Source organism: Pseudomonas sp. CM25, assembly GCF_013179705.1.
GTDB lineage: Bacteria > Pseudomonadota > Gammaproteobacteria > Pseudomonadales > Pseudomonadaceae > Aquipseudomonas.
Window position 1 is genome coordinate 1 of the sequence record NZ_JABMCW010000020.1, and the last position, 14,695, is coordinate 14,695.

Annotated in this window: 19 protein-coding genes and 1 riboswitch; of the genes, 11 read left to right on the plus strand and 8 right to left on the minus strand. The window is 62.9% G+C overall.

Annotated features, from left to right (window positions below; translation table 11 throughout):
• Positions 1-315: uracil phosphoribosyltransferase (gene upp, locus HP546_RS03985; RefSeq protein ID WP_172219931.1), on the minus strand; the 315-nt coding region annotated here is incomplete at its 3' end.
• A 161-nt stretch (positions 316-476) separates the two neighbouring features.
• Here upp and HP546_RS03990 point away from each other — a divergent pair.
• From HP546_RS03990 to HP546_RS04005, 4 genes are all read left to right on the plus strand, one after another.
• Positions 477-1,034, plus strand: coding sequence for a hypoxanthine-guanine phosphoribosyltransferase (locus HP546_RS03990; RefSeq protein ID WP_172219934.1), 558 nt, complete (start codon positions 477-479; stop codon positions 1,032-1,034).
• 2 nt (positions 1,035-1,036) lie between these two features.
• Complete coding sequence (locus HP546_RS03995; protein ID WP_172219937.1) at positions 1,037-1,510, plus strand: WbuC family cupin fold metalloprotein; 474 nt, start codon at positions 1,037-1,039, stop codon at positions 1,508-1,510.
• Between the two features lie 59 nt (positions 1,511-1,569).
• Positions 1,570-2,040 (plus strand): hypothetical protein, encoded by a 471-nt coding sequence (locus HP546_RS04000; RefSeq protein ID WP_172219940.1) that lies wholly within the window; start codon positions 1,570-1,572, stop codon positions 2,038-2,040.
• A gap of 68 nt (positions 2,041-2,108) precedes the next feature.
• Entirely contained in the window at positions 2,109-2,399 is a 291-nt protein-coding gene (locus tag HP546_RS04005) for a PA4642 family protein (RefSeq protein ID WP_172219943.1), read from the plus strand.
• A 96-nt stretch (positions 2,400-2,495) separates the two neighbouring features.
• On the opposite strand, the gene mqo is transcribed toward HP546_RS04005, so the two are convergent.
• Positions 2,496-4,004 carry a malate dehydrogenase (quinone) gene (gene mqo, locus HP546_RS04010; protein ID WP_172219946.1) on the minus strand — a complete coding sequence of 503 codons (1,509 nt, stop codon included), beginning with the start codon at positions 4,002-4,004 and terminating at the stop codon, positions 2,496-2,498.
• A gap of 599 nt (positions 4,005-4,603) precedes the next feature.
• Positions 4,604-4,837, minus strand: coding sequence for a hypothetical protein (locus HP546_RS04015; protein ID WP_172219949.1), 234 nt, complete (start codon positions 4,835-4,837; stop codon positions 4,604-4,606).
• Between the two features lie 145 nt (positions 4,838-4,982).
• Between HP546_RS04015 and HP546_RS04020 the strand changes: the two genes are divergently transcribed.
• Positions 4,983-5,567 carry a YajG family lipoprotein gene (locus tag HP546_RS04020; protein WP_172219952.1) on the plus strand — a complete coding sequence of 195 codons (585 nt, stop codon included), beginning with the start codon at positions 4,983-4,985 and terminating at the stop codon, positions 5,565-5,567.
• 71 nt (positions 5,568-5,638) lie between these two features.
• Here HP546_RS04020 and HP546_RS04025 read toward each other — a convergent pair whose 3' ends face one another.
• Complete coding sequence (locus HP546_RS04025; RefSeq protein WP_172219955.1) at positions 5,639-5,845, minus strand: hypothetical protein; 207 nt, start codon at positions 5,843-5,845, stop codon at positions 5,639-5,641.
• 160 nt (positions 5,846-6,005) lie between these two features.
• Between HP546_RS04025 and HP546_RS04030 the strand changes: the two genes are divergently transcribed.
• On the plus strand, positions 6,006-6,266 hold the full coding sequence (locus HP546_RS04030) for a hypothetical protein (protein ID WP_172219958.1): 261 nt from the start codon (positions 6,006-6,008) through the stop codon (positions 6,264-6,266).
• Between the two features lie 34 nt (positions 6,267-6,300).
• On the opposite strand, the gene HP546_RS04035 is transcribed toward HP546_RS04030, so the two are convergent.
• The gene (locus HP546_RS04035; RefSeq protein WP_172219961.1) at positions 6,301-7,467 is read right to left on the minus strand and encodes a 1-acyl-sn-glycerol-3-phosphate acyltransferase; all 1,167 of its coding nucleotides are present in this window, start codon (positions 7,465-7,467) and stop codon (positions 6,301-6,303) included.
• 124 nt (positions 7,468-7,591) lie between these two features.
• Here HP546_RS04035 and HP546_RS04040 point away from each other — a divergent pair, with 124 nt between their 5' ends.
• From HP546_RS04040 to HP546_RS04055, 4 genes are all read left to right on the plus strand, one after another.
• Positions 7,592-7,774: a CPXCG motif-containing cysteine-rich protein gene (locus HP546_RS04040; protein WP_172219964.1), complete on the plus strand. Its 183-nt coding sequence runs from the start codon at positions 7,592-7,594 to the stop codon at positions 7,772-7,774.
• Entirely contained in the window at positions 7,774-8,034 is a 261-nt protein-coding gene (locus HP546_RS04045) for a putative signal transducing protein (RefSeq protein WP_172220030.1), read from the plus strand. Before HP546_RS04040 ends, HP546_RS04045 begins: the two co-directional genes overlap by 1 nt.
• Before the next feature lie 15 nt (positions 8,035-8,049).
• Positions 8,050-8,670 (plus strand): SOS response-associated peptidase, encoded by a 621-nt coding sequence (locus tag HP546_RS04050; protein WP_172219967.1) that lies wholly within the window; start codon positions 8,050-8,052, stop codon positions 8,668-8,670.
• A 118-nt stretch (positions 8,671-8,788) separates the two neighbouring features.
• Positions 8,789-9,607 (plus strand): M48 family metallopeptidase, encoded by an 819-nt coding sequence (locus HP546_RS04055; protein WP_172219970.1) that lies wholly within the window; start codon positions 8,789-8,791, stop codon positions 9,605-9,607.
• A 139-nt stretch (positions 9,608-9,746) separates the two neighbouring features.
• Here the strand turns inward: HP546_RS04055 and HP546_RS04060 are convergent, their stop codons facing one another.
• From HP546_RS04060 to HP546_RS04070, 3 genes are all read right to left on the minus strand, one after another.
• A complete protein-coding gene (locus HP546_RS04060) occupies positions 9,747-10,328 on the minus strand; it encodes a TMEM165/GDT1 family protein (RefSeq protein WP_172220033.1) in 582 nt (193 codons plus the stop codon).
• A gap of 91 nt (positions 10,329-10,419) precedes the next feature.
• A riboswitch (yybP-ykoY riboswitch) is annotated at positions 10,420-10,558 on the minus strand.
• 39 nt (positions 10,559-10,597) lie between these two features.
• Complete coding sequence (locus HP546_RS04065; RefSeq protein WP_172219976.1) at positions 10,598-11,596, minus strand: class I SAM-dependent methyltransferase; 999 nt, start codon at positions 11,594-11,596, stop codon at positions 10,598-10,600.
• A gap of 53 nt (positions 11,597-11,649) precedes the next feature.
• Entirely contained in the window at positions 11,650-12,615 is a 966-nt protein-coding gene (locus HP546_RS04070) for a 2-hydroxyacid dehydrogenase (protein ID WP_172219979.1), read from the minus strand.
• 241 nt (positions 12,616-12,856) lie between these two features.
• Between HP546_RS04070 and HP546_RS04075 the strand changes: the two genes are divergently transcribed.
• Positions 12,857-14,539: a fatty acid--CoA ligase gene (locus tag HP546_RS04075; RefSeq protein ID WP_172219983.1), complete on the plus strand. Its 1,683-nt coding sequence runs from the start codon at positions 12,857-12,859 to the stop codon at positions 14,537-14,539.
• Positions 14,540-14,695 lie beyond the last annotated feature (156 nt).

Genomic DNA, 14,695 nt, shown 5'->3' on the forward strand with positions numbered 1-14,695 from the left:
TTCATTGCGGGCGACGCCGACGGCGCTGACCTTGGCGCCCGGGATCAGGCTGAGCACGCCGTCGAGCATGCCGATGCCGGCACGCAGGATCGGTACTACAGTGATCTTCTTGCCGGCGATTTTTTCCACTTGCACCTTGCCACACCAGCCGTCGATCTCGTAGGTTTCGAGCGGCAGGTCCTGGGTGGCTTCATAAGTCAGGAGCGCGCCGACTTCCTGGGCGAGTTCGCGAAAATTCTTGGTGCTGATGTCGGCACGGCGCATCAGGCCGAGCTTGTGGCGGATCAGCGGATGGCGGATCTCACGAGTGGGCATAGGGGGGGCTCCGAAAGGCGGGCAAAAAAACCGCGCTAGATTAATCTATTCAGCCTGTGCTGTCGTCTGGTCATTCTGCACGTTAGTCCATAAAGGCTTGATCTGTGACGAGCGGATGCGTACCTTTGCCCGCTTTTCCAAAATGCCCCCCGGAGCGCGCCATGTCCGCTGATCTCGAGCATATCCGTCAAGTCATGCGTGAAGCTGACTGCCTGTACACCGAAGCCGAAGTCGAAGCGGCCATCGCCAAAGTCGGCGAGCAGATCTGCAAAGACCTGCACGACAAGAACCCGGTGGTGTTCTGCGTGATGAACGGTGGCCTGATCTTCGCGGGCAAACTGCTGACCCACCTGCAGTTCCCGCTGGAAGCCTCGTATCTGCACGCCACCCGCTACCGCAACCAGACCAGTGGCGGTGAGCTGTTCTGGAAGGCCAAGCCGGAAGTGTCGTTCATCGACCGTGATGTGCTGATCGTTGACGACATTCTCGACGAAGGCCACACCCTCAGCGCCATCATCGAGTTCTGCAAGCATGCCGGCGCGCGCTCGGTGCACACTGCTGTGCTGATCGACAAGGACCACGACCGCAAGGCCAGCCCGGACCTGAAGGCCAATTACGTGGGCCTGCCCTGCATCGACCGCTACATCTTCGGCTACGGCATGGACTACAAAGGCTACTGGCGCAACGCCAACGGCATCTTCGCCGTCAAGGGGCTGTGAGCATGCGCCAGCCTGCGTTCATCGACCAATCGCTGTTCGCCGGGCTGGCCGAAAAGGCTGCTGCCAACCCGCGTGGGCGCCAGCACCATAACTTCCATGCGATGGAAGAGCCTTGCCACCGCATGGCCGTCGGGCTGCAGCCGAGCACCTACATTCCCCCGCATCGCCACTTGAGCGACGACAAGGCCGAGGCCCTGATCGTGCTCAAGGGGCGGCTGGGGTTGCTGATTTTCGATGAGCAGGGCGCGGTCACCGGCAAGCGGGTGCTGCAGGCGGGCGGTGACTGCCTGGGCGTGGACCTGGCGCCCGGTACCTACCATGGCCTGGTGGTGCTGGAGCCGGACAGCATCCTGTTCGAGTGCAAGGCCGGGCCGTACCGCCCTGTAGGTGAGGGCGAGCATGCGCACTGGGCGCCGCGTGAAGGAGAGGCCGGCGTGGCCGAGTACCAGGCCTGGATGCGCGCGCAGTTCGATTGATAGCGCCGGTACGGCCAGACCCGGCATGCTAGAGTGCTCCTTCATTCAAGGAGCCTCACATGCGTGCGATTCTTCCCTTCCTGCTGGCGTTCAGCCTGCCACTCGCCGCCGCACCGTTGCACAGCCAGTTCCTGCCACCTGACGACCAGTCCCTGCGCCAGGAAGCGCCGACCGGCCAGCAACTGCTGCAAGTCACCGACTACTCCGTTGTGGTGGGCGCCCAGCGCCAGTCCGACCAGCAACCTATCCCGATCACCTCGTCGCTGCAGGTACGCCTGAAGGGCAAGCCACTGAGCAAGGGCGCGACCATCGCCCAGGTGCTGCTGACCTTCGACGGTGAGGCCGCCAAGAGCCTGAAGAAGCCCGTGTACGACGACAAGACCCGCACCCTGAGCCTGAACTACCCGCTCAGCGATTACCGGGTGATCATGGACCTGCTGCGCAACGAGACGCTGTATGTGCAGTTTCTCACCTACGCCAACGGCCACATCTGGGCCGACCTGCACACCGGTACCGTACGTACGCGTTGAGGCGCGCTGCCTGCGGGGGGTAAACTGCCGGCCTTCGAAATTCCGTGATGGCCCAGTTGGAGTCGGCAATGCGTAAAGACAAGAAACAGGTAATCGGCGACGAAATCAGCGACGACTACATCAAGTCGTTCCTTCAGTTCGAACCGGCCGATGGCGTGACCTCGCCGTCGCTGCACAAGCTGGTCAAGGCCTACCGCGGACTGCGCGTCGACGATTTCGAGCGCTTTGTCGGCTTCTTCGTCGAAGCGGGGCTGGACCTGGATGGCAAGGACGAGCACGGCAAGACCTTCGTCGAGCTGATCGCCGACCAGCGCACTGCGCCGGAGTACATCGAGATCATCGATAACGCCCGGGGCTGATTTGTAAACCTGTACCGGCCTCTTCGCGGGCACAGGTTGATGAAGAATCAGGCACAAAAAAACGCCCCGAGGGGCGTTTTTTCGTTACTGGCAGGCTCAGGCGTAATGCTTGGCCGCCGGGCTGCTTTCTTCGAGGTTCAGCGCCACATCGTTGTCGGCACTGATCTTCCGGTACAGGGCAGCGTCGGTTGCCAGGGTCTTCTCGCGGGCCGGGAAGATTTCCTTGAGCTTGGCAGCCCAGGCACCTTTGGCCTGCTCGGGGAAGCAGCGCTCGATCAGTTCCAGCATGATCGACACGGTGACCGAAGCACCTGGCGATGCGCCGAGCAGTGCGGCCAGGCTGCCGTCCTGGGCCGAAACCAGCTCGGTACCAAACTGCAACACGCCGCCTTTTTTCGGGTCTTTCTTGATGATCTGCACGCGCTGACCGGCCACTTCCAGGCGCCAGTCTTCGGCTTTGGCCTGCGGATAGAAGCGACGCAGGGACTCCAGGCGTTGCTCCATCGACTGCATCACTTCGCTGACCAGGTACTTGGTCAGGTCCATATTGTCGCGGGCCACGGCCAGCATCGGGCCGATGTTGCCCATGCGCACCGACAGCGGCAGGTCCATCAGCGAACCGTGCTTGAGGAACTTGGTGGTGAAGCCGGCGTATGGCCCGAACAGCAGGGATGTCTTGCCGTCGACCACGCGAGTGTCCAGGTGCGGCACCGACATCGGCGGGGCGCCGACTGCGGCCTGGCTGTAGACCTTGGCCTGGTGCTGCTTGACGATTTCCGGGTTGTCGCAACGCAGCCACTGGCCGCTGACCGGGAAGCCGCCGAAGCCTTTGCTTTCCGGGATGCCGGACGCCTGCAGCAGCGGCAGGGCAGCGCCGCCTGCGCCGAGGAAGACGAAGCGGGCGTCGACTTCGCGGCTACCGCCGCTGTTGACGTCCTTGATGCTCACGGTCCAGCCGCTGCCGTTACGGCGCAGGCCAACGACTTTCTTGCTGTACTTGACCTGCGCGTCCGGCGCGTCGCCCAACAGCTTGAGCAGCTTGTTGGTCAGGGCGCCGAAGTTGACGTCGGTACCCTTGAGCACGCGGGTTGCGGCGATGTGCTGGTCGGCCGGGCGGCCCGGCATCATCAGCGGCATCCAGTCGCTCATCACGGCCTTGTCTTCGGTGTATTCCATGTCGGCGAAGGCATGGTGCTGCTTGAGCAGCTCGAAGCGCTTCTTGAGGAAGGAAACACCCTTGTCACCTTCGACGTAGCTCAGGTGCGGGACAGGGTTGATGAAGGCACGCGCCGGGCCGAAGTTGCCCTTCTTGCTCAGGTAGGCCCAGAACTGGCGCGACACCTCGAACTGGGTGTTGATGTGCACGGCCTTTTTGATGTCGATGCTGCCATCGGCGGCCTGTGGCGTGTAGTTAAGCTCGCACAGGCCGGCGTGGCCGGTGCCTGCGTTGTTCCAGGGGTTGGAGCTTTCCGCGGCTCCGGAGTCCATCGCCTCGACGACCTCAAGCTTCAGGGTCGGGTCAAGCTCCTTGAGCAGTACGGCCAGGGTGGCACTCATGATGCCCGCGCCTACCAGTACTACATCAACCGATTCGTTCTGCGCCATTTAACGCGTCTCCACAATCTACAGCTACCTAATTGACAGCATAGGACCTGGGTTCGCCAGGGTCGCCATGTCCGACTTTTCGCAGTTCTTGCAACTTCCGCGGACACCGCCAATCAGTCTTCGGGTTCAGCTATTGAACGCCGTTTGCCACAGGTGCGGCAATTCGACTTATGGTCAAGGTGTCGTGCGTGCGTTATGGAACGGTTCAGACACTCATACGGGATGAGCGCATTTGCCGCCTGTTCAGGGCTGTTCGGGACACATCTGCCGCTTTTGCACATGCCAGACTGTTCATTTGCTCGCCACACTCTTGTGAAGTTGTGAAAACCGTTTTTTCACGCTCTTTTGGAGACGTGAACCTCAAAAAGGGACTGCGCGATGGCAACCCGCAGGTTCATGCAGTGTGAAGGGCCGGAAAAGCAGGCACGACAGCCGATGCAAGACCTGAGTGGAAGGCTCTCTGTGGGCGAAGCGGTGAAGTTGCCGGGGTCAATCGGCGGTGCGGGGCCCGATCAGGAGACGTCCTTATAATCGGGGGGAGATTATAGCGATGTCGCGGACAGAAATGTCGCCATTCGTGGTTTTTATTGCAGCGTTTGTCAGGCCGCGAGGATGCGCTGGTGCCAGCGGCGGCTTGCGCGGGTGCAAACCCGGGCGCTGGCGGGCAGTTCGCGGCCCAGCCAGGCCAGCTGGATTTCGTCGACCTGTACCCAGCCGCTGCCGCTTGGCGCTTGGCTGCATTGCTTGAAGGCCAGGCATTTGCCTTCGCTGTCGAGGCGAGCATAGGCATTGTGGCGCGGGCGTTGGAAGAGCAGGGTCCAGAGCGAGGCCATGGCGGCGAGTCCTTTGCATTAGGGCTTGGCGCAAGGATAAGGGCGCGGCGATGAAACGATTGTGACAAGCGGGCCGCACCGATGACTGGTCGATGCGTGGCTGGGTATACTGTGGGTCTTTGCCGCATTTTCTGGAGAAACGCGCATGTTGCAACGTCTGTTGTTCGGTTTGATCGCCGTGGCCAGCCTCAGCCTGGTCGGTTGTGCCCACAGCCCGCAACAACTCAACCCGCAACCCAAGCTCACCGCCCAGCTGGCGCCGGTCGGCCATGGCCAGCCGGTGGTGGTCAGGGTGGTCGATGGCCGGCCTTCGCAGTCGCTGGGTACGCGCGGTGGCATGTACCCCGAGACCAGCACCATCAGCGTCAGCGGTAACGACATCGTGCCCAAGCTGCAGGCCCAGGCTGAAGCCGCCGTGCGCCTGCTCGGCTTTACCCCGACGCCGAACGCCGGCAACGCGCCACAGCTGACCGTGACCCTGGCCGAGCTGAAATACCAGTCGCCCAAAGACAACCTGTACGTCACCGAGGCCACCATCGGCGCCACCTTCCGTGCCGACGTGACCAATGGCGGGCGCAGCTACAACGGCCGTTACGGTGCTTCGCTGGACCAGCGTTTCGGCATGGCGCCGAACCAGGACACCAACACCCAGCTGGTGAGTGATGTGCTGAGCGATGCGCTGACCCGCCTGTTCAAGGACCCGACCATCGGTCAGGTCCTGGGCCAGTAAGGCATCAGCGGTAAAAAGAAAACCCGCTGCCTGGGTGCCAGGCAGCGGGTTTTTTGTTGTTTGTGCCGGTTTCAGGCTGCTGCTATGTGGAAATCCAGCAGGCTGTAGCCAGTCCCTGCGTCCACTTCCGGCAAGTCTTCATGCACATGCCCGCCCAGTGCACAGTAGACCAGCCAATGACGGTCCTGCACATTGATGGCAAAACCATCGATCAGCGCCTGCTGTTCATCGCTCTGAGCCACGAGGTAGAGGCGGTCCTGGTTTTCGGCGTGCAGCATGAACAAGCTCCGGATCATGGGAAGGCCGACAGGGTGGCCTGTTCTGATGACGAGCGGATGACAGATGAAATTTAATGACACTTTGTCGCCCAGGCCAGGTGCCAGGGGCCGACTTGGGTAGAATGCCGGGCTTTGCCGTCGCTTACACCGAGGTTGCGTGATGTCCTTGCAAGTGTTCTGGGGGTTCCTGGCCGCCCATCCCACCAAGCTGATCAACCTGCTGGCGTTGCTGCTCACGTGCCCTGGCGGGTTGTTGCTGCACAGCGCACGGCGGCGCGAGGCGCAGACCCGCGAGGGCCTGGCGCTGGAAGAAGGGGTTGTGGACGCGTTTGGCCTGCGGGTGCCCAGGTATTTCTACATTCTCGGGTTTGCTTGCCTGGCCATGGCGCTGCTGTTGTCCTGGCTCAGTACCTGGGTCTGACATCCTGGGGCTGCAAAGCAGCCCCGGCAATCGGTCAGGCTACCGGCGCCTGCTGCCTGACCTGATACTGGTTGCGCACCGGCGTGGCATATTGCAGCACCAGGTAAGGCTGCTGCTCTACCGGGCAGGCATCCAGGCGACGCTGCCATTCTTCCTTGGCCCGCGCCAGCTCTTCAGCCGGGAACTTCTGCTCGGCGCTTGGCACTTGCAGTGCCTCATCCTTGCCTTCCCACATGGCATAAGCCAGGTAATGCACCGGGAACAACCGGTAGCCACCGAGGATTTGCCGATCGATGGCGACCGCCAGTTGCTTGGTATCTTCGTGATACTCGGTCACTGGCGCTGCGAAGTTGATATGCACCCGGCCCTTGTAGCCGGTGATGCCCTTGGCAATGCTGTTGTCGTCCTCGCCCGGCGCCTTCTTGTAGGTGCCGGTGGTGGCGCGGATGTACAACTCGCGGGCCTTGGCCTGGTCGCAGGGGTCGTATTCGTAGCTGATCGATACCGGGGTCAGGTTGAGGCTCTGGATCACCGCGCCGAACGGCTCGTCCTTGCGGCTCATGTGGAACATCTTGAGGATCGCCGAATCGGTGCGGTCGTCACCGTCCTTGGCCCGGCCTTCGGCCTGGGCGATCCAGATGGACGCAGCGTCGTTGCGGATCGAGTGGTTGATGTAGGCCGACAGCAGCTGGTAAGCGGCCAGCTTCTCGCGGCGGCCACTGATCGAGCGGTGCACGATGAAGCTCTTGTTGAGGCGCATCATGTCGCTGACAAAGGGCTTTTGCAGCAGGTTGTCGCCGATGGCGATGCGTGGGGTCGGCAAGCCCGCGTGGTAAACCGCGTAGTTGACGAAAGCCGGGTCCATCACGATGTCGCGGTGGTTGGCCAGGAACAGGTACGCGGTGCCGGCCTTGAGCTGCTCCACGCCCGAATAGGTGACGCCGTCAGTGGCGCGATCGATGGTCTGGTCGACGTAGTACTCGACTTTGTCCTGCAAGGTAGACACGCAGGTTACACCGGCGAATTCCTTGCGCAGGCGGCGGGCAATCAGGGGTTTGAGCAACCAGCCGAGCGCACCGGCCGCACGCGGAAAACGGAAGTGGGTGAGGATATCGAGGAATGCCGGGTCGCTGAGCAGGCGTGCCAGCACGGCAGGGACCTCAGCGTCGTCGTACGGTCGGATGGCATCGAATTCGCCCATCATGCTCTCTTGTTGGAAACGGCTAGGGTAATAAGGTAGGGGCGGGCTCCGAAAAACGGCTCGGACGCACACAGGCCCTGTAACAGACCGGCAATTATACGCATAAGTCACCCCGGAGGCCGCGATGCTGGAAACTGCGAACTACGATTGCCCTTATTGTGGCGAACAAGTCGAGACCACGGTGGACCTGTCCGCAGGCGACCAAGAGTACATAGAGGATTGCCAGGTGTGCTGTAAGCCTATTCGCTTCGTGCTGCAGGTTCATGGTGAGGAGTGGATGCTGGATGTGTACGGTGAGAATGAATGATGCGGCGCATCTACGAACCGGAAAACCTGCTGGAAGCCGAAATGCTGGCAGGCATGCTGGCCAGCGAGGGCATCGATGTGCACCTGGCGGGGCGTGACCTGGTTGGCGGCGTCGGCGAGCTGCCGCTGCAAGGTTTGCTCGGGCTTGCCGTGCCGGACGAGCAGGCCGAATACGCACGGCAGTTGATCGATGCGTACAATGGTGCCCAGCCGCTTGCCGGCGACGAGCCGGAGAGTCTTCCCGGTACCTTGATCTGCTAGGTTCTGAATTCGCTCATGTGTGGACGTTACGCCCTGTTTCGCTGGCCCCAGGCTCTCGCCAGTCTGCCGGGCTTTCCCGTGGGCCAGCCGGCCCAATGGAACATTTCGCCCGGCGCCTCGGTGCTGATCCAGCGCCAGTTAGACGGCCAGCAGCAGTTAACCAGCGCCCGCTGGGGGTTGACCCCGGCCTGGCTCACCGACTTGTCACGTACCCCGGCCCATGCCCGCGCCGAAACCCTGGCCGAGCAGCCAATGTTTCGCGAAGCATTTCGCCAGCGCCGCTGCCTGATGCCGGCCAACGGCTTTTACGAATGGCGTGGCGAGGTGCGCAAACGCCCTTACTGGCTGACCCCTGGGGAGGGCGCGTCACTGTACTTCGCCGCCGTGTGGGAGGCGTATCCGGTGCAGGACCAGGTGTGGCTCAGTTGCGCAGTAGTAACCCAGGCGGCCATGAGCCAGCGCCGGCCGTTGATCCTTGATGAGGCAGGGCAGGCGGCCTGGCTGGACCCGGGTACGCCGTTGGCGCGTTTGCAGGAGTTGCTGGCCGCCCCGCCGGCACAGCTGCGCGAGCGGGCCCTGGCCAACTTCGTCAATGACCCCAAGCTGGATGCGCCGGAGTGCCTGACCCCGGCCTGATGGCGACGGGTTCACCCGCGAAGAAGCCAGTGCAGGCGACGAAAATCTTCCCTGCGGCTATGGCGGCCCACAGGCGACTCGGCCTAGGATACGGCGCATGTAAAAAGGGAGTGTTTTCATGCGTAAGTCTTTTGTCGTCAGCCTGTTAAGTGCTGGCATCCTGCTAGCGGGCTGCCAGGCGGTGAATACCACCAGCGGCGGTGCTGTCGGCGTCGAGCGCCAGCAGTACATGTTCAGCATGCTGTCGACCGATGAGGTCAACCAGATGTACGCCCAGTCGTACCAGCAGACCCTGGGTGAAGCTTCTAGCAAGGGTGTGCTCGACAAATCCAGCGCCGATGCCAAGCGGGTGCAGGTGATCGCCAACCGGCTGATCGCCCAGGCGCCCAAGTTCCGCCCGGATGCCGCGCAATGGAACTGGGAAGTCAACGTGATCAAGAGCGACGAGCTCAACGCCAACTGCGGCCCGGGCGGCAAGATCATCGTCTACACCGGTCTGATCGACCAGCTCAAGCTCACCGACGCCGAGATTGCTGCGGTGGTGGGCCACGAGATTGCCCACGCCCTGCGTGAGCACAGCCGCGAAGCGATGTCCAAGGCCTATGGCGTGGAAATGGCCCGCCAGGGTGCCGGCGCCATCTTTGGCCTCGGCCAGGGCAGCATGGCCATGGCTGATACCGTGGTGAACTACGCGATGACCCTGCCCAACAGCCGGTCGAACGAAAACGAAGCCGACCTGATCGGCCTGGAGTTGTCGGCGCGTGCCGGTTACGACCCCAATGCCGCGATCACCTTGTGGAACAAGATGAGCAAGGCTTCCGAAGGTGCGCCGCCGGAGTTCATGAGTACTCACCCTGCATCCGAAAGCCGCATTGCCTCGCTGCAGGCGGCGATTCCGAAGGTGATGCCGCTGTATCAGGCGGCGGCCAAGCAGTAAGGCCGCGAGGGGGCTGCCTGGCAGCCCGATCGCCGGCAAGCCAGCTCCCACAGGTACTGCACATGGCTTGAAGCCGGTGCGGTCAAGGTGGGAGCTGGCTTGCCGGCGATTGGGGCGCAAAGCGCCCCCGCTTTACTGGTCAGCCTATCCAGCCACTGGCCTTCATCGCCGAGTACACGGCCACGATAGCCAGCACGATGAACGCCGTGGCCGCCAGGCGACGGATCAGCGTCAGCGGCAGTTTGTCTGCCGCGAAGTTACCCGCCAGTACCACCGGCACGTTGGCAATCAGCATGCCCAGGGTGGTACCGATGATGACCATGATCAGGTGCGGGTACTGCGCGGCCAGCATCACCGTGGCAACCTGGGTCTTGTCACCGATTTCCGCCAGGAAGAACGCGATCAGTGTGGTCAGGAACGGCCCGAAGCGGCGTGCGGGGTTTTCGTCGTCGTCCATCTTGTCCGGCACCAATGTCCACAGCGCTGTGGCGGTGAAGCTTGCGGCCAGGATCCAGTGCAACGCCGAATCGCTGAAAAAACCACCCACCCACGCACCCACGGCACCGGCTGCGGCATGGTTGGCCAGGGTAGCGGCGATGATGCCGGCGATGATCGGCCAGGGCTTGCGAAAGCGGGCGGCAAGAATGAGCGCGAGCAGTTGCGTCTTGTCGCCGATTTCGGCGAGGGCAACGATAGCGGTGGGGACCAGCAGAGATTCCAGCATCAGGATTCCTACGGGGGCGGGTCGACACGGCTATGACACGTACAGCCTCCCCGCCCCGGGTAAGGTGTGCGTGTCATAGGTCTTGTCAAACCCTGGATCCGTCTTTGCGGATCTTCCATGCAGGCTGGCATGGTGGGTCGCACGCGCCATGGTCTGTGGACCAAGTATGTTGACGCGTACCGGGCGAGCTGGGTGCTCGCGGGAGACTACTCCCCTAGGACGGTGCGGATTCTGCCTAGCCGAAACGCTTTCGGCAAGCGCTGTTTTTATCCGGATGTTGCCCGGTAGATGCGGAAGCCGTCGGCCTCGTCACGTACCTGGCAGTTGCCCAAGGCGGCTTCGATCAACGGTTTGTAGCGCAGGAAGCTGTTGGCCACAAGGCGCATTTCGCCACCTTTTCGCAGATGAACGGCCGATTTTTTCAGCAAGTTTTCCGATGCCTGATAATGGGTGTGCACCCCGGTGTGGAACGGCGGGTTGCTCAGGATCAGGCTGAGGTCGGTGGGTGCCGCATCGATGCCGTCACCGCTGATCACATCACCCTCCAGGCCGTTGGCGGCCAAGGTCAGGCGGCTGGCGGCGACTGCGAAGGCATCCACGTCCAGCAGGGTCACCCGGCTTTGCGGGTAGCGGCGCTTGACCGTGGCGCCCAGTATTCCGGCACCGCAGCCAAAGTCCAGCACATGGCCGTTGGGCAGGCCATCCAGGTGCTTGAGCAGCAAGGCCGTACCGCGATCGAGGCGGCCATGGCTGAACACGCCCGGCAGGCTGACGACCTGCAACGGGCCGTCCTCCAGGGCCAGCTCGAAGCGTTCGGCCAGGCTTTCCAGCGGTTTTGCCTGCGGTGCATTGTCGATGGTCACCTGCCACAACTGGCAGTGCCGGGCGCTGTCGAGCTTGCGTGGCTTGCCAAGGGCCTGCAGCTGCCTGGCCGCGCCTTCGATGCCGCCACGTTTCTCGCCGACCAGGTACAGCACCCGGCCCGCCAGGCGCGAGGCCAGGGCATTGAGCAGGTAGGCGGCAAGCTCGCGGGACTTGGGCAGGAACAGCACGGCGCTGTCGAACGCGACTTCAGGCGGCTCCACCGCATAGTGGCTGCGGCCGGCGAAGCGGCTGTCGAGCATGGCCTGGTCGCCGGCATGCCAGGTCCAGGCCTGGGCCTGCGGCAACTGGCCGAGCAGGTCGTCGGCGGGGGCGCCGGCGATCAGCAGCGGCCCCTGGAACAGCTCTGCCTGGCGGAGCAACACTTCACTGCGCGGGTCCATGGACGACCTCTCCCGGAAAAAGTGGCGCAGTGTAGCAGAGGCGAGCGCCGGGCTCAGCTGACCACGCGGCGGGGCTGCCCGGCGAAGAAGGCCTGCACGTTTTCGCTGAGCTGGCCGACGATGCGCTGGCGTGACTCCACTGCGCCCCAGGCGCTGTGCGGGGTGATGATCAGCCGCGGAATACCGGCTTCGAGCAGCGGATTGCCGTTGACCGGCGGCTCCACGCTCAGCACGTCGGTGGCGGCGCCGCCGAGGTGGCCGCCGCGCAGGGCGTCGGCCAGCGCCTGTTCGTCGATCAGGCCGCCACGGGCGGTGTTGACCACCAGCGCACCGGGCTTGAGCATGGCCAGTTCGCGGGCGCCGAGCATGTGCCGGGTGTGCTCGTTCAGCGGGCAGTGCAGGGTCAGGGCATCGACTTGTGGCAGCAGTTCGTCCAGCGGCAGGCGGTCGGCGCGTTCCGGGCGGCCGGGAATCTGCCCGCTCAGCACGCGCATGCCGAACGCTTCGGCCAGGCGCGCGACCGCGCCGCCCAGCTCGCCATGGCCGAGCAGGCCGAGGGTTTTGCCTTCCAGTTCGACGATGGGGAAGTCCAGCAGGCAGAACTGGCTGGCCTTGGCCCACTGGCCCTCGGCTACCGCCTGGTTGTAGTCGCACAGCCGGGTGGCCAGGGCCAGCAGCAGGGCGAGGGTGTGCTGGGCTACCGACGGTGTGCCGTAGCCCTGGCAGTTGCACACGGTGATGCCCTGGGCCCGCGCCACCGCCATGTCGACATTGTTGGTGCCGGTGGCGGCCACCAGAATCAGCTTGAGCTGCGGGTTGGCGGCCAGTGCAGCAGCGTCGAGCATGACCTTGTTGCTGATCACCGCCACGGCCCCTTGCAGGCGTTCTGCCACTTGCTCCGGGCGGGTGGCGTCGAACAGCTCGAATTCATCGAACTGCTGCTTCAGTGGCGATAGGTCGAGGTCGCCAAGGTCCAGGGACTGGTGATCGAGAAACACGGCGCGACGCGGGCTGGGCATGGAGTTCTCCGGTGGCAGGACGGGTGATTGGGTTATGGCCATTCGCGGCGAAGAGGCCCTCAGCTCCACCAGATAACCTGAAGCTGCCGGCGCAGTGTCTAGCTCAACCTTGTCACCCGTCAACGCCCCCCACTCATACCTTTGTCAGGCAAATCATTCCTTCGACTGATTTAGCCGTCACATTGGCGAACTACAGTAGTTGCCAGACTTGTCCGGCCCGCTTTTCAGAAAAGGGATACCCATGTTGCAGACCCGCATCATCAAACCCGCCGAAGGCGCCTACGCCTACCCGTTGCTGATCAAGCGCCTGCTGATGTCCGGCAGCCGCTACGAGAAGACCCGCGAAATCGTCTATCGCGACCAGTTGCGGCTGACTTATCCACAGCTCAACGAGCGCATCGCGCGGCTGGCCAATGTGCTCACCGAAGCCGGCGTAAAGGCCGGTGACACCGTGGCGGTGATGGACTGGGACAGCCACCGCTACCTGGAGTGCATGTTCGCCATCCCGATGATCGGTGCGGTGGTGCATACCATCAACGTGCGCCTGTCGCCCGAGCAGATCCTCTACACCATGAACCACGCCGAAGACCGCGTGGTGCTGGTCAACAGCGACTTTGTCGGCCTCTACCAGGCCATTGCCGGGCAGTTGACCACCGTTGACAAGACCCTGCTGCTGACCGATGGCGCGGACAAGACTGCCGAACTGCCCAACCTGGTTGGCGAGTACGAGCAACTGCTGGCTGCCGCCAGCCCGCATTACGATTTCCCGGATTTCGATGAAAATTCGGTGGCCACCACCTTCTACACCACAGGCACGACCGGCAACCCCAAGGGCGTGTACTTCACCCACCGGCAACTGGTGCTGCACACCCTGGCCGAAGCCTCGGTAACCGGCAGCATCGACAGCGTGCGCCTGCTGGGCAGCAACGATGTGTACATGCCGATTACTCCGATGTTCCATGTGCATGCCTGGGGCATTCCCTACGCTGCCACCATGCTCGGCATGAAGCAGGTGTACCCGGGGCGCTACGAGCCGGACATGCTGGTCAAGCTGTGGCGGGAAGAAAAAGTCACCTTTTCCCATTGCGTGCCGACCATCCTGCAGATGCTGCTCAACTGCCCGAACGCGCAGGGCCAGGACTTTGCCGGCTGGAAGATCATCATCGGCGGCAGCGCGCTGAATCGCTCGCTGTACCAGGCTGCCCTGGCGCGCGGCATTCAGCTGACTGCGGCGTATGGCATGTCCGAAACCTGCCCGCTGATCTCCGCCGCGCACCTGAACGACGAATTGCAGGCCGGCAGCGAAGATGAGCGCGTCACTTACCGCATCAAGGCGGGGGTCCCGGTGCCGCTGGTGGAGGCTGCCATCGTCGATGGCGACGGCAACTTCCTGCCCGCCGATGGCGAAACACAGGGCGAACTGGTGCTGCGTGCACCCTGGCTGACCATGGGCTACTTCAAGGAGCCGGAAAAGAGCGAGGAGCTGTGGCAGGGCGGCTGGCTGCATACCGGTGATGTCGCCACGCTCGATGGCATGGGCTACATCGACATCCGCGATCGCATCAAGGATGTGATCAAGACCGGTGGCGAATGGATTTCCTCGCTGGACCTCGAAGACCTGGTCAGCCGTCACCCGGCGGTGCGCGAAGTGGCGGTGGTGGGGGTGGCCGACCCGCAGTGGGGCGAGCGCCCGTTTGCCCTGCTGGTGGTGCGCGACGGCCAGTCTATCGACGCCAAGTCGCTCAAGGACCACCTCAAGCCGTTTGTCGAGCAAGGTCACATCAACAAATGGGCGATTCCAAGCCAGATCGCCGTTGTTACTGAAATTCCCAAGACCAGTGTCGGCAAGCTGGACAAGAAACGCATCCGCCAGGACATCGTCCAGTGGCAGGCCAGCAACAGCGCGTTCCTTTCCACGCTGTAACCACCCTGCGGGTCGTATGCGTCAGAATACGACCCGCATGCTAGAGCGGTCGGTGCCTTGCCAAATGGCAAAAATGCGCCATCCTTGAGCACTGCCAGCGCGTGATCGCAGAAATATCACAGCGAGTTGGCGGCACGGAGCGCAAATCACACTTTA

Coding starts and splice junctions, on each gene's coding strand:
- HP546_RS04020 (WP_172219952.1), top strand. CDS start 4,983: ATGTTGCAACGTCTGTTGTTCGGTTTGATCGCCGTGGCCAGCCTCAGC.
- HP546_RS04030 (WP_172219958.1), top strand. CDS start 6,006: ATGTCCTTGCAAGTGTTCTGGGGGTTCCTGGCCGCCCATCCCACCAAG.
- HP546_RS04070 (WP_172219979.1), bottom strand. CDS start 12,615: ATGCCCAGCCCGCGTCGCGCCGTGTTTCTCGATCACCAGTCCCTGGAC.
- HP546_RS04035 (WP_172219961.1), bottom strand. CDS start 7,467: ATGGGCGAATTCGATGCCATCCGACCGTACGACGACGCTGAGGTCCCT.
- HP546_RS04025 (WP_172219955.1), bottom strand. CDS start 5,845: ATGCTGCACGCCGAAAACCAGGACCGCCTCTACCTCGTGGCTCAGAGC.
- HP546_RS04045 (WP_172220030.1), top strand. CDS start 7,774: ATGCGGCGCATCTACGAACCGGAAAACCTGCTGGAAGCCGAAATGCTG.
- HP546_RS04005 (WP_172219943.1), top strand. CDS start 2,109: ATGCGTAAAGACAAGAAACAGGTAATCGGCGACGAAATCAGCGACGAC.
- mqo (WP_172219946.1), bottom strand. CDS start 4,004: ATGGCGCAGAACGAATCGGTTGATGTAGTACTGGTAGGCGCGGGCATC.
- HP546_RS04055 (WP_172219970.1), top strand. CDS start 8,789: ATGCGTAAGTCTTTTGTCGTCAGCCTGTTAAGTGCTGGCATCCTGCTA.
- HP546_RS04015 (WP_172219949.1), bottom strand. CDS start 4,837: ATGGCCTCGCTCTGGACCCTGCTCTTCCAACGCCCGCGCCACAATGCC.
- HP546_RS03990 (WP_172219934.1), top strand. CDS start 477: ATGTCCGCTGATCTCGAGCATATCCGTCAAGTCATGCGTGAAGCTGAC.
- HP546_RS04075 (WP_172219983.1), top strand. CDS start 12,857: ATGTTGCAGACCCGCATCATCAAACCCGCCGAAGGCGCCTACGCCTAC.
- HP546_RS04040 (WP_172219964.1), top strand. CDS start 7,592: ATGCTGGAAACTGCGAACTACGATTGCCCTTATTGTGGCGAACAAGTC.
- HP546_RS03995 (WP_172219937.1), top strand. CDS start 1,037: ATGCGCCAGCCTGCGTTCATCGACCAATCGCTGTTCGCCGGGCTGGCC.
- HP546_RS04000 (WP_172219940.1), top strand. CDS start 1,570: ATGCGTGCGATTCTTCCCTTCCTGCTGGCGTTCAGCCTGCCACTCGCC.
- HP546_RS04050 (WP_172219967.1), top strand. CDS start 8,050: ATGTGTGGACGTTACGCCCTGTTTCGCTGGCCCCAGGCTCTCGCCAGT.
- HP546_RS04065 (WP_172219976.1), bottom strand. CDS start 11,596: ATGGACCCGCGCAGTGAAGTGTTGCTCCGCCAGGCAGAGCTGTTCCAG.